A 25,692-nucleotide genomic window follows, 5' to 3' on the forward strand; every position below is an offset into this window, starting at 1 on the left:
GAGCGGCATGGAACAGCGCATCACCCTGATCACGCTGGGAGTCACCGACCTCGCCCGGTCGAAGGCCTTCTACGAGGCTCTGGGCTGGCACGGGCAGGAGGTGCAGGAGACCGTCTTCTTCCAGGCCGGCGGTATCGGGGTCGTCCTGTGGGGCCGGGACGAGCTCGCGCGGGACGCCGGTCTCGAACCGGGGACCGCGAGCGGGTTCGGCGGCATCGTCCTCGCGCACAACGTCCGCTCCGACGCCGAGGTCGACGAGCTGCTCGCGGCGGTGGAACGGGCCGGCGGGACGGTCACCAAGCCGGGTGTCGCCAACGAGATCGGCTTCTACTCCGGTGCCTTCACCGACCCCGACGGGCACGCCTGGGAGGTCGCCCACAACCCCGGCTTCCCGCTCGCCGAGGACGGCACGGTCACGATCCCCGACCTCGGCACCGCCTGACGGACGCCCGGCGCGCCGCACCCCCTGGTCAGGGAGCGGGACGGCGGTCTAACGTCCGTGCATGGCAGCTCCTTCCGACCTCGCTTTCGACCCGTGGGACCCGGCCTTCCTCGGCGACCCCTACCCCGCCTACGCCGAGCTGCGCGCACGCGGGCGGGTGCACCACTTCGAGCCGACGGACCAGTGGCTGGTGCCGCACCACGCGGACGTCTCGGCGCTGCTGCGCGACCGGCGCCTGGGACGGACGTACCTGCACCGCTTCACCCACGAGGAGTTCGGCCGCACCGCCCCGCCGCCGGAGCACGAGCCGTTCCACACCCTCAACGACCACGGCATGCTCGACCTCGAACCGCCGGACCACACCCGCATCCGCCGCCTGGTGTCGAAGGCGTTCACCCCGCGCACGGTGGAGCGCCTCAAGCCGTACGTGCGCAAGCTCGCGGACGACCTGGTGGCGCGGCTCGTCGAGGCGGGCGGCGGCGACCTGCTGAGTGACGTCGCCGAGCCGCTGCCGGTCGCGGTGATCGCGGAGATGCTGGGCATCCCGGAGTCCGACCGGGCGCCCCTGCGCCCCTGGTCGGCGGAGATCTGCGGGATGTACGAGCTGAACCCGGGCGAGGACGCGGCGGCGCGGGCGGTCCGGGCGTCGCTGGAGTTCTCGGAGTACCTGCGGGAGCTGATCGCCGAGCGCCGCGAAAACCCGGGCGACGACCTGATCTCCGGGCTGATCGCCGCCCACGACGAGGACGACAGGCTCACCGAGCAGGAGATGATCTCCACCTGCGTGCTGCTGCTGAACGCGGGCCACGAGGCGACCGTGAACTCCACGGTCAACGGCTGGTGGGCCCTGTTCCGCAACCCCGGCCAGCTCGCCGCCCTGCGCGCGGACCACTCCCTCGTCCCCTCCGCCGTCGAGGAGCTGATGCGCTACGACACCCCGCTCCAGCTCTTCGAACGCTGGGTCCTCGACGAGATCGAGATCGACGGGCAGGTGATCCCGCGGGGCGCGGAGATCGCGATGCTCTTCGGCTCCGCCAACCACGACCCGGCGGTCTTCGCCGACCCGTCCCGTCTGGACCTCACCCGTCGCGACAACCCGCACATCTCCTTCAGCGCCGGCATCCACTACTGCATCGGCGCCCCGCTGGCCCGCATCGAGCTGGCGGCCTCGATGACGGCCCTGCTGGAGAAGGCGCCGACGCTGCGGCTCGCGGCGGAGCCGCGGCGGAAGCCGAACTTCGTGATCAGGGGCTTGGAGGGGCTGGCCGTGGAGGTGGGGTGATCACCCGTTCGGCTGATCACGTCGCCGATCCGCCCGGGCGTTCGTCCGCGGTCCGGCAGGCTGGTGAGCGCCTGCGAAGGAGGGCACCATGACGGTCATGGCGCAGCACATGGCTCAGATGTCCGTGGAGGAGTTCGAGGAGCTCGCCGCCCACGTGGCCAAGAGGTTCGACGCCGTCAGGTTGGAGTTCCTCAACGGACGGGTCGGGATCAAGGGCATGACGGACGGCAACCACAGCGAGGTCGTCCGGTGGCTGCAGGAGTGCTTCCTTCTGGCGGGCAGCGGCCTGTGGCTCCACGGAGGCGGGGAGCTGGGGCTGAAGGTCGAGAAGTACCGCAAGGGCCGTGCTCTCCCCGGACGCTGTGCTCGCGCCTCGCGGGACATTCGCCGGAAAGGGGGACTGGGCCGAAACCGAGGGCGTGATCATGACGGTCGAGGTCACGTCCTACGATGCGGACACGCACCGGCGGGACCGTGAGGAGAAGCCCGCAGGCTACGCCGACGCGGGCATCCCGTACTACCTGCTGATCGACCGCGACGACTGCTCCGTCACGCTCTTCAGCGACCCGTCCCCGACCGACGGCTACCAGAGCACCGTCAGAAGTCCTTCGGCCACGAGCTCTCCCTGCCGGCGCCCCTCGGCATCGAACTCGACACCGAGGAACTCAAGCGGTACGTCGACTGACGGTTCCGTCACGTCGCCATGTCCCTGCGCCGCAGCCCGGCCAGCCCCGCCGCCACCAGGGCCGCCGCGAGTGCCGTGAGGACCGGCACCGGGGGCCACTCCATGCCCCCGCCCGGCAGCTTCGGCAGATGACCGAAGGGCGACAGGTCCAGCACCGCCCGCGGGACGTCCAGCGCCGGACCGACCCAGCCGACCAGCAGCACCGCACCGGCCACGCCCCACGCCGCCGTCGCCGCGCGGGGCGCCAGCCCGTACAGCAGGACCGCGACCCCGCCGACCGTCCAGACCGCCGGGACCTGCACCAGGCACGCCCCCAGGATCGGGCCCGCCCGCTCACCGTGGCCCACGGCGAGACCCAGCCCCGCCAGCAGCATCAGCCCCACCGCCCCGCCGAACGCCACCACCAGGTGCCCGGCCGCCCACCGCAGCCGTCCGACCGCACCCGCGAGGACCGGTTCGGCCCGCCCCGAGGTCTCCTCACCGTGCAGCCGCAGCACCGACGCCACGACGTACAGGGCGGCCACCAGCCCGAGGACCCCGACCATCGCCGCGAGGAACGCGTCCGTCAGCCCGGACTGTCCGCCCATCCGCCGGAAGACCTCCCGGGCGCCCTCGTTGTCGCCGACCAGATCGGCCGCCCCCTCGGCCATCCCGCCGTAGACCAGCCCCGCGAGCAGGAACCCGACGCTCCAGCCGAGCACACCGCCCCGCTGCAACCGCCACGCCAGCGCCGTCGCACCGCCCAGTCCTCCAGCGGCCGGCCCCGGACGGCTCGGCAGGAAGCTCATACCGAGGTCCCGGCGCCCGGCGAGCGCGTACGCCGCCGCTCCCTGGACCAGCACCGCGCCCGCGAACAGCCCCAGCACCCACCACCGGTCACCGGCGAAGGCCCGCAGGTTCGTCAGCCAGCCCAGCGGTGACGCCCACGTCAGGGGCGACGAGCCGTCGTCCCTCGCCGAGTCGCCGGCCGCCCGCAGCACGAACGCCGCCCCGAGCAGCGCCGCCGTCAGCCCCCGCGCGAGCCGGGCGCTCTCCGTCACCTGGGCCACGATCGCCGCCATGGTCGCGAAGACCATGCCCACGCCGGCGACGCCGAGTCCGAACACGAGCGCGCCCGCCGCGCCCTGCCCGGCCAGTCCCGCCGTCACCAGCAGCGCCAGGGTCCCGCTGGCGACGGCCGCCGCGAGCAGCGCCGCCGTCAGCGGGGCCCTGCGGCCCACCGTCCCGGACATCACCAGCTCCTGACGTCCGCTCTCCTCCTCGTCCCGGGTGTGCCGTACGACGACCAGCAGACCGACCACGGCGGCCAGCACCCCCGCGTACACCCCGACCCGCCAGGCGGTCAGCGCGCCGAGGGAGTCGCCGAAGACGGGGCCGATCATCGCGCGCAGTGAGGAGTTGCCGGTCATCTGGCCGACCAGGTCGGCGCGTTCGGCGGGAGTGCCGTACAGGCCTTCCAGCGTGTTCGGCATGGAGAGCACCATCAGCGCGTTCACCGCGACCCAGACCGGGATCATCACCCGGTCCCGGCGCAGAGCGAAGCGCAACAGGGTACCGGTGCCCGCGAGTTGACGGGAGCTTGCCGGCCGTACGGCGGAGGCCGCGGTGCTCATCGGGCGGTCACCTCGTCCTGGTAGTGCCGCAGGAAGAGTTCCTCCAGCGTCGGCGGGGTGGACGTCAGCGACCGCACGCCCGACTCGCTCAGCGAGCGCAGCACCGCGTCGAGCTTGTCGGTGTCCACCTGGAGCCGCACCCTGCGCCCCCGTACGTCGAGGTCGTGCACGCCGGGCAGTGCGGCGAGCCCGTCGGGCGGTCCGGCGAGCTCGGCGCTCACGCTCGTCCGGGTCAGATGCCGCAGCTCGGCGAGCGAACCGCTCTCCACGGTCCGCCCCCTGCGGATGATGCTGACCCTGTCGCAGAGCTCCTCCACCTCGCTGAGGATGTGGGAGGACAGCAGCACGGTCCGCCCGCGCTCCCGCTCCTCGGCGACACAGCGCTGGAAGACCTCCTCCATCAGCGGGTCCAGGCCGGACGTCGGCTCGTCCAGGATCAGCAGGTCGACGTCGGAGGCGAACGCGGCGATCAGGGCGACCTTCTGCCGGTTGCCCTTGGAGTACGTGCGGCCCTTCTTCGTCGGATCCAGCTCGAACCGCTCGACCAGCTCGGCGCGGCGACGCGGGTCCAGGCCCCCGCGCAGCCTTCCGTACAGGTCGATGACCTCACCGCCGGAGAGGTTGCGCCACAGCGTCACGTCACCGGGGACGTAGGCGATGCGGCGGTGGATCTCCACGGCGTCCGTCCACGGGTCCCGGCCGAGCACCTGCGCCGCACCGGAGTCGGCGCGCAGCAGGCCGAGCAGGACGCGGATGGCGGTGGACTTCCCGGAACCGTTGGGGCCGAGGAAGCCGTGGACCTCGCCGGCCCCGACGCTCAGGTCGAGACCGTCCAGCGCGTGGGTCCGGCCGAACGACTTGTGCAGGCCGGACACGGTAATGGCCTTCGTCATGTTCAGGAACGTACGCTTATTTTAGAAATTTGTGAAGTTAACGAAACGTATAAACCTGCGACTAGACTGATCCGTGGTGTCTGAGCAGGGGAGATGATCGGATCATGGCGGAACCGAGCGGGACGGGCCGGGACCCGGAGGCGGTCTCCCGGTTCGTGGAGCACTTCGCCGCGCAACTGGTGGAAGCCGGGATGACGCGCATGCCCGCCCGCGTCTTCGCGGCCCTGCTCGCCTCCGACACCGGCGTCCTGACCTCCGCCGAGCTGGGCGAACAGCTCAGGGTCTCACCGGCCGCGGTGTCCGGCGCGGTGCGCTACCTGTCCCAGGTGCGCATGGTGTCGCGCGAACGCGAGCCCGGCTCGCGCCGGGAGCGGTACCGGGTCCACGGCGACCAGTGGTACGAGGCCCTCACCAATCGAGAGGCCGTCCTCAAGCGCTGGGAGGACGCCCTCCGGGAGGGCGTCACCAGCCTGGGCGCGGACACCCCGGCGGGGCGTCGGCTGGCGGAGACGCTGGCCTTCTTCGAGTTCGTGGAGAAGGAGGTCGAGGCGATGATGGAGCGCTGGCGGGCGCATCGGGAGGAGCGGTTCGGGCGGGAGTAGTCGATCGGCTACGCTGAGTGGTGGCTGGTCCGTTTCAAGGGGAGGGCGCATCATGACAGTCATGGCAGAGCGACCGACGACACACGGCACCGAGCCCGACAGCTTCGAGAGCCTGCTGAGGACCCTCGACGAGCTGGACGTGCCCGACGGCTACAAGGCCGAGATCATCAGGGGGAGCATCGTCGTGTCGCCGTGGTCGAAGGGGTATTACCACCGAGTGATGCACCTGGTGTGCAGGCAACTCGAACCGCATCTCCCCGCAGAGCACTCCATCAGTTACGGCCCGTTCTTGTACGTCTTCCCAGGGGACGAGCGCGCGTACGGACCGGATATCCATGTCGCGGCCGAACGAGTCTTTGAGACGACCAGTAACCGTCTGGACGGCGAAGCCCTCTCCTTCGTCGCCGAACTGACCTCCTCCTCCACCCGTGACGACGACCTGACCGACAAGGTCGAGACCTACGGAAAGGCGGGCGTCCCCGTCTACCTGCTCCTCGACATGCAGGAGGAACAGGCCACGGTCTTCTCGATGCCCTCGGCCAAGGGCTACGAGTCCCGCGACACCAAGCCCTTCGGTGAGAAGCTGTCCATCCCCGCCCCGTTCGACTGCGTACTGGACACGACCGGCTTCAAGGCACCCTGACCCGACGCGTCCGCTACCGCGCCGGCACCGTCAGCCCCCAGGCCCCCTCCCGCACCACCCACGTCCGCGTCCGCACCGGTCCCGACACCGCCGCGTCCGCCCGGTACCGGAAGTGAGCGCCCGACACGGTCACCGTGCGGGCCTGCGCGAGCAGCGGAGCCGCCTTCGCCACCGGACGCACCTCCACCCGGGCCGTCCCGGAGGCGTCGGGGGCGACCGAGACGGACTCCACCGGCCGGTGCAGATCGACGAGCGTCGCCCCGTCGACCTCCACCCGCAGCCGCACCGGTCCCGCATCGGGGTCGGAGGCGGCCCTGGACGGCCGGGCGGGCGCCAGCGTGTGCATGAGGGACCGGCAGGTCAGCAGCCAGGGACGTCCCGCCTCCCCGGTCCCCTCCCGCGCCCGTGCGACGCCCCCGACCGGCGGGATCCGCAGCGTGCCGAGCACCACCCCGTCGCTGTCGTCCACCAGCAGGTCCATCCGCCGCTCGGCCCCGTCCAGCACGGCCCGCGCCGCCGCCACCGCCCCCGTCGGCACCCCCAGCGACCGGGCGAGGGACAGCGCGCCCCCCACCGGCACCAGGGACAGGGCGCAGTCGGCCAGCTCCCGCCGCCGGTGCAGCAGCGTCACCGCCCGCACCAGGGCCCGGTCGTCGCCGACCACCACCGGCCGCCGCGACCCGCGCCGCGCCAGCGCCCGGGCGAACTCCTCCGGCCCGTCCGGCAGGCACACCTTGGTGCCCGCCGCACCCGCGCTGAGCACGTCCTTCGCGATCCGGACCGACTCGCCGTCCGCCCGCCGGGCGACCGGATCGATGACCACCAGGAGCTGATCGGACGTCGCGGAAAAGATCCTGGAAGTCGCCACCTCGGCCATGCCTCGCTTCCTCGGGTAGCATCTTTGTGCAAGAGCCCCTTGCGCTATTGCGCCAGGGGCTTCGTCTATTCCGGGGCATCCGGTCCGACGGTTGGCGGCCAACGGTGGTCGCGGTGCACGCGGCGGTGATCCTCCGTGTGCGCCCCTGACCTTGGACATGCCCCGCCCGGAAGGGGTGTACGCGCGTGCCCGCACTTGTGCTGCTCGGTGCTCAGTGGGGTGACGAAGGCAAGGGAAAGGCGACGGACCTGCTCGGTGGTTCCGTCGACTATGTGGTGCGCTACCAGGGCGGCAACAACGCCGGCCACACGGTAGTCGTGGGTGATCAGAAGTACGCCCTCCACCTGCTTCCTTCCGGAATCCTGTCTCCCGGCTGCACGCCGGTCATCGGCAACGGAGTCGTCGTCGACCCGTCGGTCCTGCTCTCCGAGCTGAGCGGTCTGAACGAGCGAGGCGTCGACACGTCCAAGCTCCTGATCAGCGGAAACGCGCACATCATCACGTCGTACAACGTGACGGTGGACAAGGTGAGCGAGCGCTTCCTCGGCAAGCGCAAGATCGGCACCACGGGCCGGGGCATCGGCCCGACCTACGCCGACAAGATCAACCGCGTCGGCATCCGCGTCCAGGACCTGTACGACGAGTCGATCCTCACCCAGAAGGTCGAAGCGGCCCTCGACGTCAAGAACCAGATGCTCACCAAGTTCTACAACCGGCGCGCGATCGCCGTGGAGCAGGTGGTCGAGGAGCTGCTGGGCTACGCGGACAAGCTCGCCCCGTACGTCGCCGACACGGTGCTGGTGCTGAACCAGGCGCTGGAGCAGGACAAGGTGGTCCTCTTCGAGGGCGGCCAGGGCACGCTGCTCGACATCGACCACGGCACGTACCCCTTCGTCACCTCGTCGAACCCGACCGCGGGCGGCGCCTGCACGGGCGCCGGCGTGGGCCCGACGAAGATCAGCAGGGTCATCGGCATCCTGAAGGCGTACACGACCCGCGTCGGCGCGGGACCGTTCCCGACGGAGCTGTTCGACGAGGACGGCGAGGCGCTGCGCCGCATCGGCGGCGAGCGCGGTGTCACCACCGGCCGTGACCGCCGCTGCGGCTGGTTCGACGCGGTGATCGCCCGCTACGCCACCCGCGTCAACGGCCTCACCGACTTCTTCCTCACCAAGCTCGACGTCCTCACCGGCTGGGAGCAGATCCCGGTCTGCGTGGCGTACGAGATCGACGGCAAGCGCGTCGAGGAGCTGCCGTACTCGCAGTCCGACTTCCACCACGCGAAGCCGGTCTACGAGATGCTGCCGGGCTGGAGCGAGGACATCAGCAAGGCGAAGTCCTTCTCCGACCTGCCGAAGAACGCCCAGGCCTACGTCAAGGCCCTGGAGGAGATGTCCGGCGCCCCGATCTCCGCGATCGGCGTGGGCCCGGGCCGCGACGAGACGATCGAGATCAACTCGTTCCTGTAGGAGCACCCGTTCCGGCCGGCCACCGGTGCACCTCGACGAGGTGTGCCGGTGGCTTCGTCGTAACGGGCATACCCTGACATCAGGAGCGTGCATCGACGCGGAAGAGGGTGGGTGCGATGCGCGTGATGCTCAAGGCGACGCTGGACACCGAGAAGTCGAGCGAACTGCTCCGCAGCGGGAAGATGTCCGAGCAGGTCAAGGGGATCCTCGACCGGCTGCAGCCGGAGGCGGCCTACTTCGGTCCGATCGGCGGGCGGCGGGCGGCGGGCGGCGGACGATGGTGCTGGTCCTCCATATGCAGGACAGCTCGGAGGTGCCCCCGGTGGGCGAACCGTTCTTCACCCGCATGAACGCCGAGGTCGAGATGTGCCCCGTCATGAACGCGGAGGACATGCAGAAGGGGCTCTCCGCGATGGGGTGAGCCTCAGCTGAACACGATCATCGATCCCTGCGCCAGGCTCCGGGTCGCCGCCGCGTGCAGGCCCAGCCAGACGTGGCGTTCGCGGGCGAAGGGGCTGGGGTCGTACGGGGCGGGGACGGCCGGCTCCTCCAACTCGGTCGGGCCGTGCGGGGGTTCGGGCGCCGGCGGGGGGTTCATCGGGTCGATGCCGATGGACGGGGCCACCAGCTCCAGCTCCCTCAGCAGAGCGTGGGAGGAGCCCAGGGGGCCGCCGCCCGCGAGGAGTTCGTCGTTGGCGAGGGGGTGCGGGAAGTCGACGGGGACGTACGCGCCCGCGTGGTCGTAGTGCCAGACCAGGTGGGACTGCTGGGCCGTCGTCTCGAACATCTCCAGCAACTGCTCGTAGTCGCCGCCCAGTTCGTCCACCGGCGTGACCGGGAGCCCGCACATCTGGAGCAGGTGCGCCCGCCGCAGGAAGTGCAGCGCGTCGTAGTCGAAACCCGCGACCGGGGCGACCTCGCCGGTCAGTCCCGGCATGTACTGGTACACCGGCACCGGTGGCAGGCCCGCTTCGGCCAGCGCCGCGTCGTACTGCGCGAGTTCCTCGGCGAACGGATTGTCGGGCGTGTGGCACAACACGTCGACGAGCGGTACCAGCCACAGGTCACAGGCCAAAGAAGGCTCCTCACACAGCACGGTCGTCGGGACGGTCGTCGTGGTCAGGGAAGCGTATCGGCGCCCGGCGCGGGCGGCTCCCCCGGTGCGGACCCTGGTGCAGGTCCCTTACCCACACCACCGTCCGTCAGCCCCTCGACGAGGGAGAGCGCGTGCGCGTCGTACGACGCGACGATCGCGCGGGCCGCACCGGTGTCCCGGGACGCCAAGGCATCGACCAGATCGGTGTGCGCGGCCCACAGGTGTCCGCGCAGATCGGGCAGCCGTCGCAGGCGCTGCACCACGCACACCCACGTCTGCACGCGCAGCCGGTGCAGGAAGTCGGTGAGGTACGGGTTGCCGAACACGGACCCGAGTTCGCGCCAGAAGCGCAGGTCGTAGCCGATCAGCACGGTGACCTCCCCGGCGAGGGCCGCGCGCTGCGCCTCCTCGCCGCGTCTGCGCACCCCGGCGAGGGCGGCGGCGACCGGGGACGCGTCCGGCCGGAGATGGGGCAGGCGACCGCCGGCCAGCGTGTGGAACATCCCGTCGGTCACCAGGGCGCGGGCCTCGACCATGCCCCGGAAGTCGTCGACGGAGTAGGCGTGCACCCGGAAACCCCGGTGCTGGTCGGCGTCGAGCAGCCCCTGTGCCGACAGGTCGACCAGCGCCTCCCGGACGGGGGTCGCGGACACCCCGTACTGGTCGGCGATCTCCTTGACGGTGAACTCCTGACCCGGCTGGAGCCGCCCGGCCAGCACCTCGTCACGGAGCGCGTCCGCGATCTGCTGCCGCAGGGTGCTGCGGGTCACGGCGCCGCCGCCGCTGAAGCCGGGCATGGTCGGGGCGTCTCCCTCGTCGCGTTCGAGTGGCGCGCACGCGGATGTGCGCGAGCACGTCACCTTACGCGTTCGGACGGGCCCCGGGTGTTCGAAAGGGCGCGAGGGGGAGGCCCCCTCGCGCCCGCTCGCGCCGGCCTTCCGGCGCGGTCACTCCACGTAGCCGTCCGCCACCGACAGGGCCGCGTCCAGCGCCGCGAGACCCTCCTTCAGCTCCGCCTCGCTCGCGTTGCACGGCGGCACCACGTGCGTCCGGTTCATGTTCACGAAGGGCCAGATCCCGGCCTCCTTCGCGGCGGCGGCGAAGGCCGCCATCGGGGCGTTCGCCTCACCGGCCGCGTTGTAGGGCACCAGCGGCTCCCGGGTCTCCCGGCTGCGCACCAGTTCCAGCGCCCAGAACATGCCGGTCCCGCGGACCTCGCCCACGCTCGGGTGCCGCTCGGCCAGCTCCCGCAGCCCGGGGCCGACGACGGAGGCGCCGAGCGTCGCCGCGTTCTCGACGACGCCCTCCTCCGCCATCGCACGGAGCGTCGCGACGGCGGCGGCGCAGGCCAGCGGGTGCCCCGAGTACGTCAGCCCGCCCGGGTAGGGCCGCTTGCCGAACGTGTCGGCGATCGCCCCGGAGATCGCGACGCCGCCCAGCGGCACGTACCCGGAGTTCACGCCCTTCGCGAAGGTCATCAGGTCCGGGACGACGTCGTACAGGTCCGCCGCGAACCACGTCCCGGTCCGCCCGAACCCGGCCATGACCTCGTCCAGGACGAAGACGATCCCGTACTTGTCGCAGATCTCGCGCACGCCCGCGAGGTAACCGGCGGGCGGCGGCATGATGCCCGCCGTCCCCGGGATCGTCTCCAGGACGACCGCGGCGACGGTCGACGGCCCCTCGAAGGCGATCGTCGTCTCCAGGTGCTCGAGCGCCCGCGCGCACTCCTGCTCCTCGGTCTCGGCGTAGAAGCGGGAGCGGTACAGGAACGGCGCCCAGAAGTGCACCACCCCGGCCGTGCCGCTGTCGGAGGCCCAGCGGCGCGGGTCACCGGTGACGTTGACCGCCTGCTGGGTGCCGCCGTGGTACGAGCGGTACGCGGAGAGCACCTTGGGGCGGCCGGTGTGCAGCCGCGCCATGCGCAGGGCGTGCTCCACGGCGTCGGCGCCGCCGTTGGTGAAGAAGATCCTGTCCAGGTCGCCCGGGGTCCGCTCGGCGATCAGCCGCGCCGCCTCCGAGCGCGCCTCGACGGCGAACGCGGGCGCGAACGTCGTCATCCGCGCCGCCTGCTCCTGGATCGCGGCGACGACCTTCGGGTGCTGGTAGCCGATGTTGGTGTAGACGAGTCCGCTGGTGAAGTCGAGGTAGCGCCGGCCGTCGTAGTCCCAGAAGTACGACCCCTGCGCCCCGGCGACGGCGAGCGGGTCGATGAGCTCCTGCGCGGACCAGGAGTGGAACACGTGCGCACGGTCGGCGGCCTTGACGGCGGCCCCGACCTCGGGGTTCGGCTGAGGGGTCATGCCGCCGAGGGTAGGCCCGGGCGGTGGGCCGACGACATCGGCGGCCTGTCTGCGGTGAGGGACTTTCCGCGACAGGGTGTCGACGGGATGATGGACAGGAAGCTGTCATCATGACAAGATGCTGTCATCTGCTGGCGCATCCACAAGGGAGCGGTCATGATCCGCAAGCCCGTGCACCTCGCCCTCTACGACACCTTCGCCGACTGGGAGACCGGTCACGCCACCGCGCACCTCGCCCGCGCCGGCTACGAGGTGCGTACGGTCACCCCGGCCGGGGAGCCCGTCACCGGCATCGGCGGCCTCCGCGTCCTGTCCGACCTCGCGCTCGACGAGCTGAGGCCCGAGGACAGCGCGCTGCTGATCCTTCCCGGCGCCGACCGCTGGGACGAGGGCGACGACCTCGCCCCCTTCGCCCGCGCCGCCCGCGCCTTCCTCGACGCCGGCGTGCCCGTCGCCGCGATCTGCGGCGCCACCGCCGGGCTCGCCCGCGAAGGGCTGCTCGACGAACGGGCGCACACCAGCGCCGCCCCCTTCTACCTCGCCGCGACCGGCTACGCGGGCGGCGAGCGGTACGTCGAGGCCGACGCGGTCACCGACGGCGGTCTCGTCACCGCCGGGCCGACCGAGCCCGTCGCCTTCGCCCGCGAGATCCTCCGGCTGCTCAAGGTCCACGACGACGCGGTGACCGACGCCTGGTACCGGCTGTTCCACGACTCGGACCCCGAGGCGTACGCCGTGTACGCGAAGGCCACGGCCCGGTGAGCGGGGAGCACCAGGACCTGCTCAGCCGGGGCGCGCTCGGCAGCTTCCGGCTGAACGGCCAGTTCCTCGCGGTCGCCGAGGAGCTGGCCCGGCCCGCCGGACTCACCGCCGCCCGGTGGCAGGTGCTCGGCGCGGTCCTCGGCGAGCCGCTGCCGGTCTCCGGGATCGCCAGGGCCATGGGCATCACCCGGCAGAGCGTGCAGCGCATCGCCGATCTGCTGGTGGAGCGGGGACTCGCCGAGTACCGGCCCAATCCGGCCCACCGCCGCGCCAAACTCCTCGCCCCGACCGAGGAGGGCCGCGCGGCGGTCGGCCGCATCGACCCCGGCCACGCGGCCTTCGCGCAGCGGCTGGCACAGGCGTACGGAGCGGCCCACGGGGAGGCGGAACTCGCCCGGGCGGTTCAGGCGCTGGAACGCCTGTCCAAGGTGCTGGACGACCTCGGACCGCCTGTTACGGAACCGTAGAGGTCGCCCGGCTCACCGGGTACGGGCCCCGCACTATCCTCGGGCTGTTGCTCATCGGGGGGAGGCGGCGCGGCGATGGACAAGCTCGGGCCCGGGGATCCACAGGACATCGGGGCGTACCGGCTGCTGGCCCGGCTCGGGGCCGGCGGCATGGGGCAGGTCTACCTCGCCCGCTCCGACCGGGGGCGCACCGTCGCCGTGAAGCTGGTCCGCGAGGAGCTGGCGCGGCAGGAGGAGTTCCGGGCGCGCTTCCGCCAGGAGGTGCACGCCGCGCGGCGGGTCGGCGGCGACTGGACGGCGCCGGTCCTCGACGCGGACACGGAGGCGCCCGTGCCGTGGGTCGCCACCGGGTACGTCGCCGGGCCCAGTCTCCAGCAGGTGGTCGGGCACGACCACGGGGCGCTGCCCGAGCGTTCGGTGCGCATCCTCGCCGCCGGTCTCGCGCACGCGCTGAAGGACGTCCACGCCGCCGGCATCGTGCACCGGGACCTCAAGCCGTCCAACGTGCTCGTCACCATCGACGGTCCGCGCGTCATCGACTTCGGGATCGCACGGGCGCTGGAGACGGTGACCGACGGCGGGCTCACCCGCACCGGGGCGCTCGTCGGCTCGCCCGGCTTCATGGCGCCCGAGCAGGTGCGCGGCGACCGCATCACACCGGCCTGCGACGTGTTCTGCCTCGGCTCGGTGCTCGCCTACGCCGCGACCGGCACGCTTCCGTTCGGCACCGCCGACAGCGGTGCGCACGCGCTGATGTTCCGCATCGCCCAGGAGGAACCCGACCTGGAGCGGGTGCCCGAGGGGCTCGCCGATCTCGTACGCGACTGCCTGCGCAAGGATCCGGCGGCGCGGCCCACGCTGGACCAGGTCCTGCGCCGCACCGGCGCGGACGACACCGTCGCCGACGGCCGTTCCCGCGACCCCTGGCTGCCGGGCGCCCTGGTGGCCCAGCTCGGCCGCCACGCGGTCCGCCTCCTGGACGCGGAGGACCCCGAAGCCCCGGCGCCCCCCGCCCCGGCGGGCACACCTCCCGCCGCCTGGCCACCGGTGCCGCCCGGCGCCCCCGCGGCACCGGTGAACGGACAGCCGGTGCCGCCCGGCGCCCCCGCGGCACCGGTGAACGGACAGCCGGTGCCGCCCGCCGGCGGACACCACGTGCCGCCGGAAGCGGCGCGTCCCGGTGCACCCGTCGGGCCGTCCGTGCCGCCCTGGGCGGGCCACCGGGCCGGCACCCCCGAGCACGCCCGGGCCGCCGACGACTCCGTCGGACCGCCCGTGGCCGGTGCGGCCCCCCCGCCCCCGCCAGGGCAGCCGGGGGCGGACCAGCTGCCCACCCTCGTGGCCGGTCGGAGCGCTCCCGCCCAGCCTCCGGCGCCCGGCCCGTACGGGCACCCCCAGCAGCCCGCGTACGGCCACCCCCACAGCGGGCCCGCCGTCGGCCACACCCCGGCCTACGGGCCGCCGCCGTACGGCCCGGTGTCCGAGCCGCGCCGGGACAACCGTTCCACCGTGCTGCTCGTGGTGATCGCACTGGTCGTCGCGCTCGCCGCCGGCGGCACCGTGTACGCGCTGATGAGCGGCACCGCCGACAACCGGGCCGGCGGCGACCCCACCGCGCCCCCCTCGCCCGGCAGCGCACCCCCGAGCACCGCCCCCACCACTCCCGACGAGACCCGGCGGCCCAGCACCTCCGCCCCCGCGGACGGGACCGTCCCCGCGGACTACCTGGGCAGCTGGTCCACCACCATCGACAACGCGGGCGGCGAACACACCCGCAGACTGACCCTGCGCCAGGGCGGGGTCGGGGACCCGGTCATGTCCCTCGTCGCCGACGGGCCCACCGGAAGCGGCACCTACCACTGCGTCTTCGAGGCCCGGCTCACCGCCGGCTCCGGCGGCCGGCTGGAGCTCGGTCCGTCCTCCGTGACGGTCGGGCAGCCGCGCAGCGCCTGCACCCCGGGCTCCGCCAGCGAGGTCACCCTGCTCCCCGACGGTTCCCTCCGGCGCGTGACCACCGGCAGCGGGGAGCAGCTCACCTACACGCGGGACTGACACCCGTAGCGAACACGGCCGTTGAACGTTCGGCGAACTCCCGCGGACGAACACCGCCGGCCGCTCCGTAGGGCCGTACGGTGACTGCCCGGTCGGACGTGCGGGCAGTGGCGGGGGCGGCACGGTGGAGTGGCTGAGCGCGGAGAACCTGGTGGCCGTGGCGACGGCGATCCTCGGTGTGGTCGCCTCCGCCGTCATGGTCTGGTACGAGCGGCGGGTGCCGCGCCGCAAAAGGATCGGGTACCGCGTGCAGTTGGACGTCCCGATCGGCGACGGCCAGCGGTCGAGCCGCACCAGCCGGCGGGAGGGCTGGTTCGACACGGCGGCCGGGATGACGCACGCCAGCATGGTGCTGCTGCGCATCGAGAACGACGGCTCGCAGACCGTCGGCCGCGACGACTACCAGAGTCCGGGGAACCACGGCCTGACCGTGGAGTTCAGGGAGCGCACCATCCTCGGCGTCTCGGTCACCCAGCCCTCGGACACCAGCCACCTCCTCGAACACTTCAGCCGGGAAAGCGGCTTCGGCTACCAGGACGGCACCCTGCGCCTCCCGCGCGTCCCGTTGAACCGGGGCGCCTACTACAAGCTGCTGGTGCTGCTCTCCGGCGGTCGCGTGGGCGACGACATCCAGGTGAGCGGCGACCTCAGCGAGGGCGACGTGCACCGCAACCGGAGCGCCACCCCGGACGACAAGGCCCCGCTGTTCAGCCGGGCGGCCCGGCTGATCACCATCACGCTCACGCTGTGCGTGGTGGCCCTGGCGGTGATCGTCGTGGCCCAGGACGACAGCCCGCCCCCCGTCGGCTGCCGGAGCGGCACCCTGACCCTCACCGGATCGACGGCGTTCGCGCCGGTGCTGCGGGAGGTCGCGGAGAAGTACGAGCGGGACTGCGCGGACGACGACCCGCGCGTCAGGGTGGACCCGCACGGGTCGACGGCCGGGATACGGGACCTGACGGCGGCCGGGGTGGAGGCGGAGGACGGCTCGCCGCCGTTGGTGGCCCTCTCGGACGGGCCCAAGCCGGACGGACTGCCCGAACTGCGCGAGAACCGGGTGGCGGTCTCGGTGTTCGCGCTGGTGGTGAACGAGGACGTGCGGCTGCGGAACCTGTCGACGACGGACGTACGACGGCTGTACCGGGGGGAGATCGCGAACTGGAGCGAGCTCGGCGGCCCGGACCTGGCGGTCCACCTCGTCAGCCGGGACGCCAACTCGGGCACGAGACAGGTCTTCCAGCGCCGCGTGCTGGGCCGGGGCGAGATCGCCCACTCCTCCGTCGACTGCGTGCACAAGGACGACCCGACCGCCCCCGTCGTCCGCTGCGAACTCGACTCCACCGAGCAGGTGCTGGAGACCGTCGCCGACATCCCCGGCGCGATCGGCTACAGCGAACAGGCCCGCGCCTCCCGGGCGAAGGGCCTGCACCGGCTGGACCTCGACGGCGAGGCCCCGTCCGTCGACGCCATCGAGCGCGGGACGAGCTCCTACCCGTACCGGGAGATCGAGTACGCCTACACCTACGGGCAGCCGCCGGCGGACTCGCTGGTGTCGAGTTTCCTGACGTACCTCACGCGCGGCAACGGGCAGGACGTGATCCGCACCCACGGCCACCTGCCGTGCTGGACCCCGGCGGGGATGGGACTGTGCGCACGGAACACGCCGTGACGAGCCCGTTCAGCGCGGCTCGGGCGGACGCTGCCGCGGCATGTTGGGGCGGGCCGACCCCTGCGGGGAGGGGAGGCGGCCGTACGGGAGGGAGCCCTCCGGGCGCCCCGCACCCGCCACCGCCGTCTGGATGCCCAGCGGCGCGCCGCCCGTGCGGAACTCCACCATCCAGTCGGCCGTCTCGACCCGCACCAGCTCCGTGACGTCCTCCGAGAACCGCCGCAGCACCGACAGGCACCGCTCCGCCGCCTCGCTCGCCGTGCCGTCCGCCGGGCCGAGCACCTCGCGCACGCACTCCGACGCCCAGTCGAACTGGAAAGCCCGCAGCCGCCGCTGCACGGCCTGCGCGGTCGCCACGTCCCGCATCCAGCCGGACGTCACCCCGAAGAACCGGTCCCCGGCCACACAGGCCGCCCCGAGCAACAGCGCCAGATACCCCCAGGGCGCCGCCCCGTCGGCCGCCCCGGTCAGATCGAGCAGCGGCAGCGCGGCCCCGGTCAGTAAGCCCCCGGCCGTCCCGGCCCGCAGCGCCCACGCGCACCGCCGCTTCCACATCCGGCCCGCGAGGTACCAGGCGGCCGTGTCCAGCGCGCCGCGCTCCACCCACCGGTACAGCTCGTCCAGCCGGGCCGCCGGCTCGCCCCAGTCCCCGAGCGGGAACTCCCGCCCCTCCAGGTCGCCCGGCCGCAGCCCGGCCGCCCCTTCGCCCCGTCCGTCCTGAGGCCGACCCTCGGGCTGCATCTCCGGCTGACCCACCCGGTATCTCCCTACTGAACCCTGCCGACTCCGCTTGCGTTCCGTCCACGAAGTGTGACGCCAGGTGATCGAGCGCCTGACCCTTCCTACCGCCCAATGGGTGGCGACGCCGGGGGTTCGGGCTCTTTGTCGCCCGGAAGATGGCCGTGATCAGGTATAAGGCCCCGACCGGAACTCACTCGAAAGAGTGCCGGGGCAGCGGCCTCCGCGACCACGTAGGCTCGTGCCGAACGGTAAAACCCTTACCGACGGACCGACCAAGGAGCCCAATCGTGATCCCCGGTGGTGGCCAGCCGAACATGCAGCAGCTGCTCCAGCAGGCCCAGAAGATGCAGCAGGACCTGGCCAGGGCCCAGGAGGAGCTGGCGAGGACCGAGGTCGACGGACAGTCGGGAGGCGGCCTGGTGAAGGCCACCGTCACCGGCTCCGGCGAGCTGCGCGACCTCGTGATCGACCCGAAGGCGGTGGACCCGGAGGACACCGAGACCCTCGCCGACCTGATCGTCGCGGCGGTCCAGGCGGCCAACGAGAACGCGCAGAACCTCCAGCAGCAGAAGCTCGGCCCGCTGGCCCAGGGGCTGGGCGGCGGTGGCATCCCCGGCCTCCCCTTCTGACCTCCCGCCCTTTCTCGGACGGCCCGCGGGCCTCTACCGTACGTACTGAAGGAACACCAGGAAGGACGGCAGTCCGTTGTACGAAGGCGTGGTCCAGGACCTCATCGACGAACTGGGGCGGCTGCCCGGCGTCGGTCCCAAGAGCGCGCAGCGGATCGCCTTCCACGTCCTCCAGGCGGAACCGACGGACGTACGGCGTCTGGCGCACGCGCTGATGGAGGTCAAGGCGAAGGTCCGCTTCTGCGCGACCTGCGGGAACGTCGCGCAGGAGGAGCAGTGCAACATCTGCCGCGACACCCGCCGCGACCCGACCGTCATCTGTGTCGTGGAGGAGCCCAAGGACGTCGTGGCGATCGAGCGGACCCGTGAGTTCCGCGGCCGCTACCACGTCCTCGGCGGCGCGATCAGCCCCATCGACGGGGTGGGCCCCGACGACCTGCGTATACGAGAACTTCTCGCGCGGTTGGCCGACGGTACGGTCACGGAGCTGATCCTGGCCACGGACCCGAATCTGGAAGGCGAGGCCACGGCGACGTACCTCGCCCGCATGATCAAGCCCATGGGCCTGAAGGTCACCCGCCTGGCCAGCGGCCTCCCGGTGGGCGGCGACCTGGAGTACGCGGACGAGGTGACCCTCGGCCGCGCCTTCGAGGGGAGACGACTCCTAGATGTCTGATGCCACGCTGCACGCGACGGACCAGAACCCGGACGACTTCGCGGTCCAGATCGCGGATCAGATCGAGAGCTTCCTGGTCGCCGTCACGGAGGTCGCGAAGGGCGACGAGCCGGACTCGGCCGTCCCCTTCCTCCTCCTGGAGGTCTCCCAACTCCTCCTGGCCGGCGGCCGCCTGGGCGCGCACGAGGACATCGTCCCCGACGAGCGCTACGAACCCGACCTGGGTCCCGAGGCCGACGTGGACGAACTCCGCGAGAACCTCGCCCGCATGCTCGAGCCGATCGACGTCTACTCGGAGGTCTTCGACCCCTACGAGCCCCGCAGGGCCCCGGTCCCGGCCCGCATCTCCGACGACCTCACCGACGTCATCACCGACCTCCGCCACGGCCTGGCCCACTACAAGGCCGGCCGCACCACGGAGGCCCTGTGGTGGTGGCAGTTCTCCTACTTCTCCAACTGGGGCTCCACGGCGTCCGCGGCCCTGCGGGCGCTGCAGTCGGTGGTGGCCCACGTCCGCCTCAACCAGCCCCTCGCCGAACTCGACGGCCTGGACACCGACCAGGGCATGGGCGACGACACCCTGGAGTTCGAGGCGGGCAAGGTCATGGCCGAGGAGATCGGCGTCCCACTGGGCGTGCGGCCGGCCACGTGACCGAAGAGGCGTGAGCATACGGCGGCGCCCGTCCGGCGAGCGCTCGAACGAGCGCTTGGTGGACGGTGCCGGTCAGCGTGCTCACGGCTCCCTGAACAGGTGCGCCCCCCTGTCGGCGTCCGCCGCGTGAACGGCAGCGTGCGGGTGGGCGACGCGGGCAGGGACGCGGCATGGGACCGGGGCCGGATCCCCGGTCACTTCGAGGACGCCGAGGATCCGCGCCACAGCGAGCCGAAGGGGCGGAACGGGTGACCGCCCCCGGTGACAGCGGTGACCTGTCCGTGCGGCCCGGCGGGGACCTCGCCGGCTGAGCCCGTGTGTGACGCGGGTCGCTTTTCCGAGTGGGCCGGGTCGGGATGGGCAGGAGCCCCCTGCACGAGCGGCCGGATGTCTCACCATGCGATATCGCGGAGGGGTTTTTCGGACGCTCGATAGACTGAGCCGACCGCAGCGGACACATATGTGTGCGGACTGCGGAAAACGACGGACTGAGCGAGGAGCGCACGTGGGCCTTGTCGTGCAGAAGTACGGAGGCTCCTCCGTAGCCGATGCCGAGGGCATCAAGCGCGTCGCCAAGCGGATCGTGGAAGCCAAGAAGAACGGCCACCAGGTGGTCGCCGTGGTTTCCGCGATGGGCGACACGACGGACGAGCTGATCGATCTCGCCGAGCAGGTTTCCCCGATCCCTGCCGGGCGCGAGCTCGACATGCTGCTGACCGCCGGAGAGCGGATCTCCATGGCCCTGCTGGCCATGGCGATCAAAAACCTGGGTCACAACGCCCAGAGCTTCACCGGCAGCCAGGCAGGTGTCATCACCGACTCGGTCCACAACAAAGCCCGCATCATCGATGTCACGCCGGGCCGGATCAAGGCCTCGGTGGACGAGGGCAACATCGCCATCGTCGCCGGCTTCCAGGGCGTCAGCCAGGACACCAAGGACATCACCACGCTCGGCCGCGGCGGCTCCGACACCACCGCCGTCGCCCTCGCCGCCGCGCTCGACGCCGAGGTGTGCGAGATCTACACGGACGTGGACGGCGTGTTCACCGCCGACCCGCGTGTGGTGAGCAAGGCCCGGAAGATCGACTGGATCGCGTTCGAGGACATGCTCGAGCTGGCGGCCTCCGGGTCCAAGGTGCTGCTCCACCGCTGCGTGGAGTACGCCCGCCGGTACAACATCCCGATCCACGTCCGCTCGTCCTTCAGCGGACTGCGGGGCACGTGGGTCAGCAGCGAGCCGATGAAGCAAGGGGACAAGCAGGTGGAGCAGGCTCTCATCTCCGGTGTCGCGCACGACACCTCCGAGGCCAAGATCACGGTCGTCGGTGTGCCGGACAAGCCCGGCGAGGCCGCCTCGATCTTCCGCACGATCGCCGATGCCGAGGTCAACATCGACATGGTCGTGCAGAACGTGTCCGCCGCGTCCACCGGCCTGACGGACATCTCCTTCACCCTGCCGAAGACCGAGGGCCGCAAGGCCATCGACGCGCTGGAGAAGAACAAGGGCGCCATCGGCTTCGACTCCCTGCGCTACGACGACCAGATCGGCAAGATCTCCCTGGTCGGCGCCGGTATGAAGACCAACCCGGGCGTCACCGCCGACTTCTTCACGGCGCTCAGCAACGCGGGCGTGAACATCGAGCTGATCTCGACCTCCGAGATCCGTATCTCGGTCGTCACCCGCAAGGACGACGTGCCGGAGGCCGTCCGCGCCGTGCACTCCGCCTTCGGGCTCGACTCCGACAGCGACGAGGCCGTGGTCTACGGAGGCACCGGCCGCTGATGGCCGGAACCGCAGGGCCCGGACGTTCCGGGCGGCCGACGCTCGCGGTCGTGGGGGCGACCGGGGCCGTCGGCACGGTCATGCTCCAGATCCTGTCCCAGCGGGCGGACGTCTGGGGTGAGATCCGGCTGATCGCCTCTCCGCGCTCGGCCGGCCGCAAGCTGGCCGTGCGCGGCGAGGAGACCGAGGTCGTGGCGCTCACCGAGGAGGCCTTCGACGGGGTCGACGTCGCGATGTTCGACGTCCCCGACGAGGTCGCCGAACGGTGGGCGCCCGTCGCCGCCGCGCGGGGCGCGGTGGTGGTCGACAACTCCGGCGCGTTCCGGATGGACCCGGACGTGCCGCTCGTCGTCCCAGAGGTCAACCCGCACGCCGTGCGGAGGCGTCCGCGCGGGATCGTCGCGGACCCGAACTGCACCACCCTGTCGATGATCGTCGCGCTGGGCGCGCTGCACGCCGAGTTCGGCCTGCGCGAGCTGGTGGTCTCGTCGTACCAGGCGGTCAGCGGCGCCGGACACGCGGGCGTGCGGACCCTGCGCGAACAGCTGTCCCTGGTGGCCGGCACGGAGCTGGGGACCCACCCCGGTGACGTACGGCGGGCCGTGGGGGACAACACCGGGCCGTTCCCGGAGCCGGTCGCGCTGAACGTCGTGCCGTGGGCCGGGTCGCTGCGCGAGGACGGCTGGTCCTCGGAGGAGATGAAGGTGCGGGACGAGACCCGCAAGATCCTCGGCCTGCCCCACCTGCCCGTGGCGGTCACCTGCGTACGCGTCCCGGTGGTCACCACGCACTCCCTCACCGTGCACGCCCGCTTCGAGGGCGAGGTCACCGTCGACAAGGCGCGCGAGATCCTCGCCACGGCGCCCGGCGTGGTCCTGTTCGACAACCCGGCCGCGGGGGAGTTCCCCACCCCCGCCGACGTCGTCGGCACCGATCCGACCTGGGTCGGGCGGGTACGGCGGGCCCTGGACGACCCCACCGCGCTGGAGCTCTTCGTGTGCGGGGACAACCTGCGCAAGGGAGCGGCGCTCAACACCGTGCAGATCGCCGAACTCGTAGCGCTTGAACAGTGAAAAGTTCTGAATGGCGCGGCATTCGTTTGTAGGATCTGTGTAAGTCTTGCGAGCCGGATTCCCGGCCGGAGCCTCTTGATCAGGACGTTCCGGCGGCCGAGGATCGAGCGAGACGTGCACGAGGATTCACCTCCCCGTTCTCCGCAACCGTGCGGAGGGCGGGGAGCGTCTTTGCGGTCACCCTCACCGGGGGGCGTGGGGGCGCTGCTCTCCGGACGTGGGGACGTCCGGAACCGGGCGTGGGGACGCCCGTTCATATGGGACACAGGGGAAGAGCGGGACGCATGAGGGCATTTGATGTGCTGTCGGTGGTGCTGCCTGACGTGGCCTGCCGACCGGCCGCACCGTCCGCCGTAAAAGTGACGCCCGGCGCGTACAACCCTTACCAGGGGAAGCGTGTCCAACTGGCGTGGCTGAGGTACTCGACTTCACAGCGCCGCGCGGCACGGCCCTCCGGCCGCCCCGCCAGGCTCGCCGACCCCGCATGTCCGGCGCGTCCGGCGGCATGCCGGTGATCGCGCCCATGCCCGCAGCGCGGCCCGCCCGCATACCAGGTCAGCGTGACGGCACCGACGACGTCGTGGCGGCCGGAACCACCGTCGACCACCTCACCGAGACCTACCGCGCGCACTACCGCTCGCTGCTGGGCCTCGCGGCGCTCCTCCTCGACGACACCGCATCCTGCGAGGACGTCGTGCAGGAGGCGTTCATCCGCGTCCACTCCGCCCGCAAACGCGTCCGGGACCCGGAGAAGACCCTGGCCTACCTGCGTCAGACGGTCGTCAACCTGTCCCGCTCCGCGCTGCGCCGCCGCATCCTCGGCCTCAAGCTGCTCTCCAAGCCCATGCCCGACATGGCGAGCGCGGAGGAGGGCGCCTACGACCAACTGGAACGCGACTCCCTCATCAAGGCGATGAAGGGCCTGCAGCGCCGCCAGCGCGAGGTGCTGGTGCTGCGCTACTTCGCGGACATGACCGAGGCGCAGGTCGCCGAGACCCTCGGCATCTCGCTGGGCTCGGTGAAGGCGTACGGCTCCCGCGGTATCGCGGCGCTGCGGCTGGCCATGGAGGCGCCGGCATGAGCCACGGCGAGGACGCGCGGCGCGAGGAGCGCGGGCCGGAGGACCGGGGGCCCTCCCGCCCGTCCGGCGCCGCGCGGGAGCCCGAGGGCGTGCCCGCGCCCGAGGACGCGGGGGAATCCGGCGACGGACACGAACCGAAGCACACGCACGCTGGGAACGGAACTGTGAACGACGGTTTGGACGGACAGAGCTCCGAGGGGCTCGACGCGGACGAGCTGGCACTGCGCACCCTGCTGCGGCAGGCGGTGCGGGAGGTGGAGCCGGGCGACGGAACCCTGGACTACCTGCGCCGGGCCGTCCCCGCCCGCCGGGCCCGCAAGCGCCAGGCCCTCGTCGGCATGGCCGCCGCCGCCCTCTTCCTCGGCACCGCCGTCCCCGCCCTCGTCCACGTCTCCGGCGTCGCCGGCTCCGACGCCGACCCCTCCGCCGTCGGCCACGCCGCGCAGGCGCAGGGCGGCACCGGCCAGGGCAAGGACCCGGAGGGCGGTGAGAGCACCGCGGGCGGCGCCTCGGACCGGGTCGAGGGGACCGACAAGGGCGACGAGAAGGAGGAGGACGAGGACGGGGCGAGCACCGGCTCCGGTACGGGCGCGACGGAGGGGGCCGACCCCTCGTCCAGCGCCGCCGCAGGGGCGCCCGCCTGCACCGCCGCCCAGCTCGGCCCGGCGACGGCGTCCAGCACCGCACCCGAGTCCACGGGCGCGGTCTACGGCTCGTTCCGGGTCGTCAACGTCTCCACCGCGAGCTGTGCCGTCGAGGCCGCCGGCTCCGTGGACGCGGTCGCGCAGGGCGCCGCCGACACCACCAAGGTGGGCTCGGCGCGGCATGTGGCGGGGGACGCGGCGGCCGGACTGCCCGACCCGTCGCTGGAGGCCGCGCGGCTCGTGCTCAAGCCGGGCGCGGCGTACGAGGTGAAGTTCGCCTGGGTGCCCTCCGAGACCTGCACGGCTCCGGGCGACAGCACGGGCGGCGGCACCGGCGGACCCTCGCCCGACCCGACCCCGACCGACACCCCGACCACGACGGCCGGGGCGTCCACGGGCACCGACGGCGGCACGGTCGCCCAGCTGGTCCGGGAGGACGGCGTGGGAGACGGCAGCGTGGCGGTGACGTACACGCCGCCCACGGGCTCGGGCCCGGCCACCACGACGGTGAGCAACGCGTGCGCGGGCACGGTGTACTACACGGGGCTGCTGACGGGGGCGTGACGGAGCGGCCTGCGGTCCGCTGCCGGACCGCAGGCCCGGTCCGCCGTCAGACCGCTGACGGACTCGACTGCTCCGGTTCCCGCTTCCCGTCCTGGCCCTGCCCCTCGTCCCGGCCCCCGTCCGGGAGCAGGCCCAGTTCCGCGTCGCGGGCCAGCTCCACCTCGCGGCGGAGCAGGCGGAACCACATGAAGATCACGAAGCCGACGAAGGCGAACCACTCGGCGGTGTAGCCGAGGTTCTGGAACGCCTTCAGGTCCAGACCGGTGCCGCCCGGCGCGGTCGCCGGCACCGCCCGCATCCCCGAGTCGCCCTGGTTGAGCGTGACCCAGGCGTCGTACACGTCGTACTCCACGAGGTTCACCAGCGACGCCGAGCTGATCGCCCCCGTCTGCCCCTCGGGCAGTCCGCCGCGGGCGCTGACGCCGTTGCTGCCCGGGGTCTCCGACGCCTGGAGCGCGCCGGTGACGGTGACCTCACCGGTGGGCGCCGCGGGCGCCTCGGCCGGGTCGGGGGTGCCGGGCAGCCAGCCCCGGACGACGGGCAGCGCGCGGCCGGTGTCGGTGCGCAGCAGGGTCAGGACGTAGTAGCCGTCCTCGTCGTCCAGCGTGCGGTCGGGCACGAGGAGCTGGGTGTCGTACCGGCCGCTCGCGGTGGCCTGCTTGCCGGAGGTGGCCTTGGTCACGGGCAGCAGGTCGTCCAGCGGCCTGGCCGCCTCCCGCTTGTCCGTGGCGATCCGCTCCTCGGCGTCGCGGTGACTGTCCACCCGGTCCTCGAACCGGCCCAGCTGCCAGGACCCCATGAAGACGCAGAAGGGGATGGAGAGCAGCAGGAAGACGTTGATCCCCCACCAGCGGGGTGTCAGCAGAAACCGGTACACGCCCTCAACGGTACGGGTCGACGGGCGGTTCCCGTCCCGCGGGGTCGCCGCGTGGCGGGCCGTCTCCACGAGGGGCCGGTGAAAGATCGGGAAGAAGTTGTCCACAGGCTGGGGAGC

26 protein-coding genes and 1 pseudogene are annotated in these 25,692 nt (G+C 72.3%); 19 read left to right on the forward strand and 8 right to left on the reverse strand.

Going from position 1 to position 25,692, the window contains the following annotated elements:
- Positions 1–7: 7 nt before the first annotated feature.
- The 3 genes and pseudogenes from ACZ8ZB_RS18125 (at position 8) to ACZ8ZB_RS18135 (ending at position 2,409) form a co-directional block, all read left to right on the forward strand.
- Positions 8–442, forward strand: a complete 435-nt coding sequence (locus ACZ8ZB_RS18125; RefSeq protein WP_470738742.1) for a VOC family protein — start codon at positions 8–10, stop codon at positions 440–442.
- A gap of 61 nt (positions 443–503) precedes the next feature.
- Positions 504–1,724: a cytochrome P450 gene (locus ACZ8ZB_RS18130; RefSeq protein ID WP_470738743.1), complete on the forward strand. Its 1,221-nt coding sequence runs from the start codon at positions 504–506 to the stop codon at positions 1,722–1,724.
- A gap of 88 nt (positions 1,725–1,812) precedes the next feature.
- Positions 1,813–2,409 (forward strand): annotated as a pseudogene (locus ACZ8ZB_RS18135) (Uma2 family endonuclease).
- Between the two features lie 8 nt (positions 2,410–2,417).
- Here ACZ8ZB_RS18135 and ACZ8ZB_RS18140 read toward each other — a convergent pair.
- Together ACZ8ZB_RS18140 and ACZ8ZB_RS18145 are read right to left on the reverse strand one after the other, a co-directional pair.
- Entirely contained in the window at positions 2,418–4,022 is a 1,605-nt protein-coding gene (locus ACZ8ZB_RS18140; RefSeq protein WP_470738744.1) for an ABC transporter permease, read from the reverse strand.
- Entirely contained in the window at positions 4,019–4,915 is an 897-nt protein-coding gene (locus ACZ8ZB_RS18145; protein WP_470738745.1) for an ABC transporter ATP-binding protein, read from the reverse strand. Before ACZ8ZB_RS18145 ends, ACZ8ZB_RS18140 begins: the two co-directional genes overlap by 4 nt.
- A 104-nt stretch (positions 4,916–5,019) precedes the next feature.
- On the opposite strand from ACZ8ZB_RS18145, the gene ACZ8ZB_RS18150 reads away from it, so the two are divergent.
- On the forward strand, positions 5,020–5,517 hold the full coding sequence (locus ACZ8ZB_RS18150) for a GbsR/MarR family transcriptional regulator (RefSeq protein ID WP_470738746.1): 498 nt from the start codon (positions 5,020–5,022) through the stop codon (positions 5,515–5,517).
- Between the two features lie 52 nt (positions 5,518–5,569).
- The gene (locus ACZ8ZB_RS18155; protein WP_470738747.1) at positions 5,570–6,160 is read left to right on the forward strand and encodes a Uma2 family endonuclease; all 591 of its coding nucleotides are present in this window, start codon (positions 5,570–5,572) and stop codon (positions 6,158–6,160) included.
- Between the two features lie 13 nt (positions 6,161–6,173).
- Here the strand turns inward: ACZ8ZB_RS18155 and ACZ8ZB_RS18160 are convergent, their stop codons facing one another.
- Positions 6,174–7,037 carry a diacylglycerol kinase family protein gene (locus ACZ8ZB_RS18160; RefSeq protein WP_470738748.1) on the reverse strand — a complete coding sequence of 288 codons (864 nt, stop codon included), beginning with the start codon at positions 7,035–7,037 and terminating at the stop codon, positions 6,174–6,176.
- A gap of 185 nt (positions 7,038–7,222) precedes the next feature.
- Between ACZ8ZB_RS18160 and ACZ8ZB_RS18165 the strand changes: the two genes are divergently transcribed.
- On the forward strand, positions 7,223–8,506 hold the full coding sequence (locus ACZ8ZB_RS18165; protein ID WP_030827782.1) for an adenylosuccinate synthase: 1,284 nt from the start codon (positions 7,223–7,225) through the stop codon (positions 8,504–8,506).
- A 295-nt stretch (positions 8,507–8,801) separates the two neighbouring features.
- The gene (locus ACZ8ZB_RS18170; RefSeq protein ID WP_470738749.1) at positions 8,802–8,927 is read left to right on the forward strand and encodes a hypothetical protein; all 126 of its coding nucleotides are present in this window, start codon (positions 8,802–8,804) and stop codon (positions 8,925–8,927) included.
- A gap of 3 nt (positions 8,928–8,930) precedes the next feature.
- On the opposite strand, the gene ACZ8ZB_RS18175 is transcribed toward ACZ8ZB_RS18170, so the two are convergent.
- From ACZ8ZB_RS18175 to ACZ8ZB_RS18185, 3 genes are all read right to left on the reverse strand, one after another.
- Positions 8,931–9,581 carry a hypothetical protein gene (locus ACZ8ZB_RS18175; RefSeq protein WP_470738750.1) on the reverse strand — a complete coding sequence of 217 codons (651 nt, stop codon included), beginning with the start codon at positions 9,579–9,581 and terminating at the stop codon, positions 8,931–8,933.
- 44 nt (positions 9,582–9,625) lie between these two features.
- Positions 9,626–10,399, reverse strand: a complete 774-nt coding sequence (locus ACZ8ZB_RS18180; RefSeq protein ID WP_470738751.1) for a GntR family transcriptional regulator — start codon at positions 10,397–10,399, stop codon at positions 9,626–9,628.
- Between the two features lie 150 nt (positions 10,400–10,549).
- Positions 10,550–11,905: an aminotransferase class III-fold pyridoxal phosphate-dependent enzyme gene (locus tag ACZ8ZB_RS18185; protein ID WP_470738752.1), complete on the reverse strand. Its 1,356-nt coding sequence runs from the start codon at positions 11,903–11,905 to the stop codon at positions 10,550–10,552.
- A 156-nt stretch (positions 11,906–12,061) separates the two neighbouring features.
- Here ACZ8ZB_RS18185 and ACZ8ZB_RS18190 point away from each other — a divergent pair, with 156 nt between their 5' ends.
- The 4 genes from ACZ8ZB_RS18190 (at position 12,062) to ACZ8ZB_RS18205 (ending at position 16,855) form a co-directional block, all read left to right on the forward strand.
- A complete protein-coding gene (locus ACZ8ZB_RS18190; RefSeq protein WP_470738753.1) occupies positions 12,062–12,667 on the forward strand; it encodes a type 1 glutamine amidotransferase family protein in 606 nt (201 codons plus the stop codon).
- The gene (locus ACZ8ZB_RS18195; protein ID WP_470738754.1) at positions 12,664–13,134 is read left to right on the forward strand and encodes a MarR family winged helix-turn-helix transcriptional regulator; all 471 of its coding nucleotides are present in this window, start codon (positions 12,664–12,666) and stop codon (positions 13,132–13,134) included. The genes ACZ8ZB_RS18190 and ACZ8ZB_RS18195 overlap by 4 nt, the downstream gene beginning before the upstream one ends.
- Before the next feature lie 75 nt (positions 13,135–13,209).
- Positions 13,210–15,186, forward strand: a complete 1,977-nt coding sequence (locus ACZ8ZB_RS18200) for a serine/threonine-protein kinase (protein WP_470738755.1) — start codon at positions 13,210–13,212, stop codon at positions 15,184–15,186.
- 124 nt (positions 15,187–15,310) lie between these two features.
- Positions 15,311–16,855 (forward strand): substrate-binding domain-containing protein, encoded by a 1,545-nt coding sequence (locus ACZ8ZB_RS18205; RefSeq protein WP_470738756.1) that lies wholly within the window; start codon positions 15,311–15,313, stop codon positions 16,853–16,855.
- A gap of 9 nt (positions 16,856–16,864) precedes the next feature.
- Here ACZ8ZB_RS18205 and ACZ8ZB_RS18210 read toward each other — a convergent pair whose 3' ends face one another.
- Positions 16,865–17,611 carry an SLATT domain-containing protein gene (locus ACZ8ZB_RS18210; RefSeq protein ID WP_470738757.1) on the reverse strand — a complete coding sequence of 249 codons (747 nt, stop codon included), beginning with the start codon at positions 17,609–17,611 and terminating at the stop codon, positions 16,865–16,867.
- Between the two features lie 272 nt (positions 17,612–17,883).
- Here ACZ8ZB_RS18210 and ACZ8ZB_RS18215 point away from each other — a divergent pair, with 272 nt between their 5' ends.
- From ACZ8ZB_RS18215 to ACZ8ZB_RS18250, 8 genes are all read left to right on the forward strand, one after another.
- The gene (locus ACZ8ZB_RS18215; RefSeq protein WP_470738758.1) at positions 17,884–18,225 is read left to right on the forward strand and encodes a YbaB/EbfC family nucleoid-associated protein; all 342 of its coding nucleotides are present in this window, start codon (positions 17,884–17,886) and stop codon (positions 18,223–18,225) included.
- A gap of 76 nt (positions 18,226–18,301) precedes the next feature.
- Positions 18,302–18,901 (forward strand): recombination mediator RecR, encoded by a 600-nt coding sequence (recR, locus tag ACZ8ZB_RS18220; protein WP_381220548.1) that lies wholly within the window; start codon positions 18,302–18,304, stop codon positions 18,899–18,901.
- Complete coding sequence (locus ACZ8ZB_RS18225; RefSeq protein ID WP_470738759.1) at positions 18,894–19,553, forward strand: DUF5063 domain-containing protein; 660 nt, start codon at positions 18,894–18,896, stop codon at positions 19,551–19,553. The genes recR and ACZ8ZB_RS18225 overlap by 8 nt, the downstream gene beginning before the upstream one ends.
- Before the next feature lie 126 nt (positions 19,554–19,679).
- Positions 19,680–19,805 carry a hypothetical protein gene (locus ACZ8ZB_RS18230; protein ID WP_470738760.1) on the forward strand — a complete coding sequence of 42 codons (126 nt, stop codon included), beginning with the start codon at positions 19,680–19,682 and terminating at the stop codon, positions 19,803–19,805.
- Positions 19,806–20,058: 253 nt separating this feature from the next.
- Positions 20,059–21,336 carry an aspartate kinase gene (locus tag ACZ8ZB_RS18235; protein WP_470738761.1) on the forward strand — a complete coding sequence of 426 codons (1,278 nt, stop codon included), beginning with the start codon at positions 20,059–20,061 and terminating at the stop codon, positions 21,334–21,336.
- Positions 21,336–22,409 (forward strand): aspartate-semialdehyde dehydrogenase, encoded by a 1,074-nt coding sequence (locus tag ACZ8ZB_RS18240; RefSeq protein WP_470738762.1) that lies wholly within the window; start codon positions 21,336–21,338, stop codon positions 22,407–22,409. The genes ACZ8ZB_RS18235 and ACZ8ZB_RS18240 overlap by 1 nt, the downstream gene beginning before the upstream one ends.
- Before the next feature lie 505 nt (positions 22,410–22,914).
- A complete protein-coding gene (locus ACZ8ZB_RS18245) occupies positions 22,915–23,490 on the forward strand; it encodes a SigE family RNA polymerase sigma factor (RefSeq protein WP_030863114.1) in 576 nt (191 codons plus the stop codon).
- The gene (locus tag ACZ8ZB_RS18250; protein WP_470738763.1) at positions 23,487–24,698 is read left to right on the forward strand and encodes a hypothetical protein; all 1,212 of its coding nucleotides are present in this window, start codon (positions 23,487–23,489) and stop codon (positions 24,696–24,698) included. Before ACZ8ZB_RS18245 ends, ACZ8ZB_RS18250 begins: the two co-directional genes overlap by 4 nt.
- Positions 24,699–24,744: 46 nt before the next feature.
- Here ACZ8ZB_RS18250 and ACZ8ZB_RS18255 read toward each other — a convergent pair whose 3' ends face one another.
- Positions 24,745–25,575, reverse strand: coding sequence for an SURF1 family protein (locus ACZ8ZB_RS18255; RefSeq protein ID WP_470738764.1), 831 nt, complete (start codon positions 25,573–25,575; stop codon positions 24,745–24,747).
- Positions 25,576–25,692 lie beyond the last annotated feature (117 nt).

This window comes from Streptomyces sp. 12E, assembly GCF_055633275.1.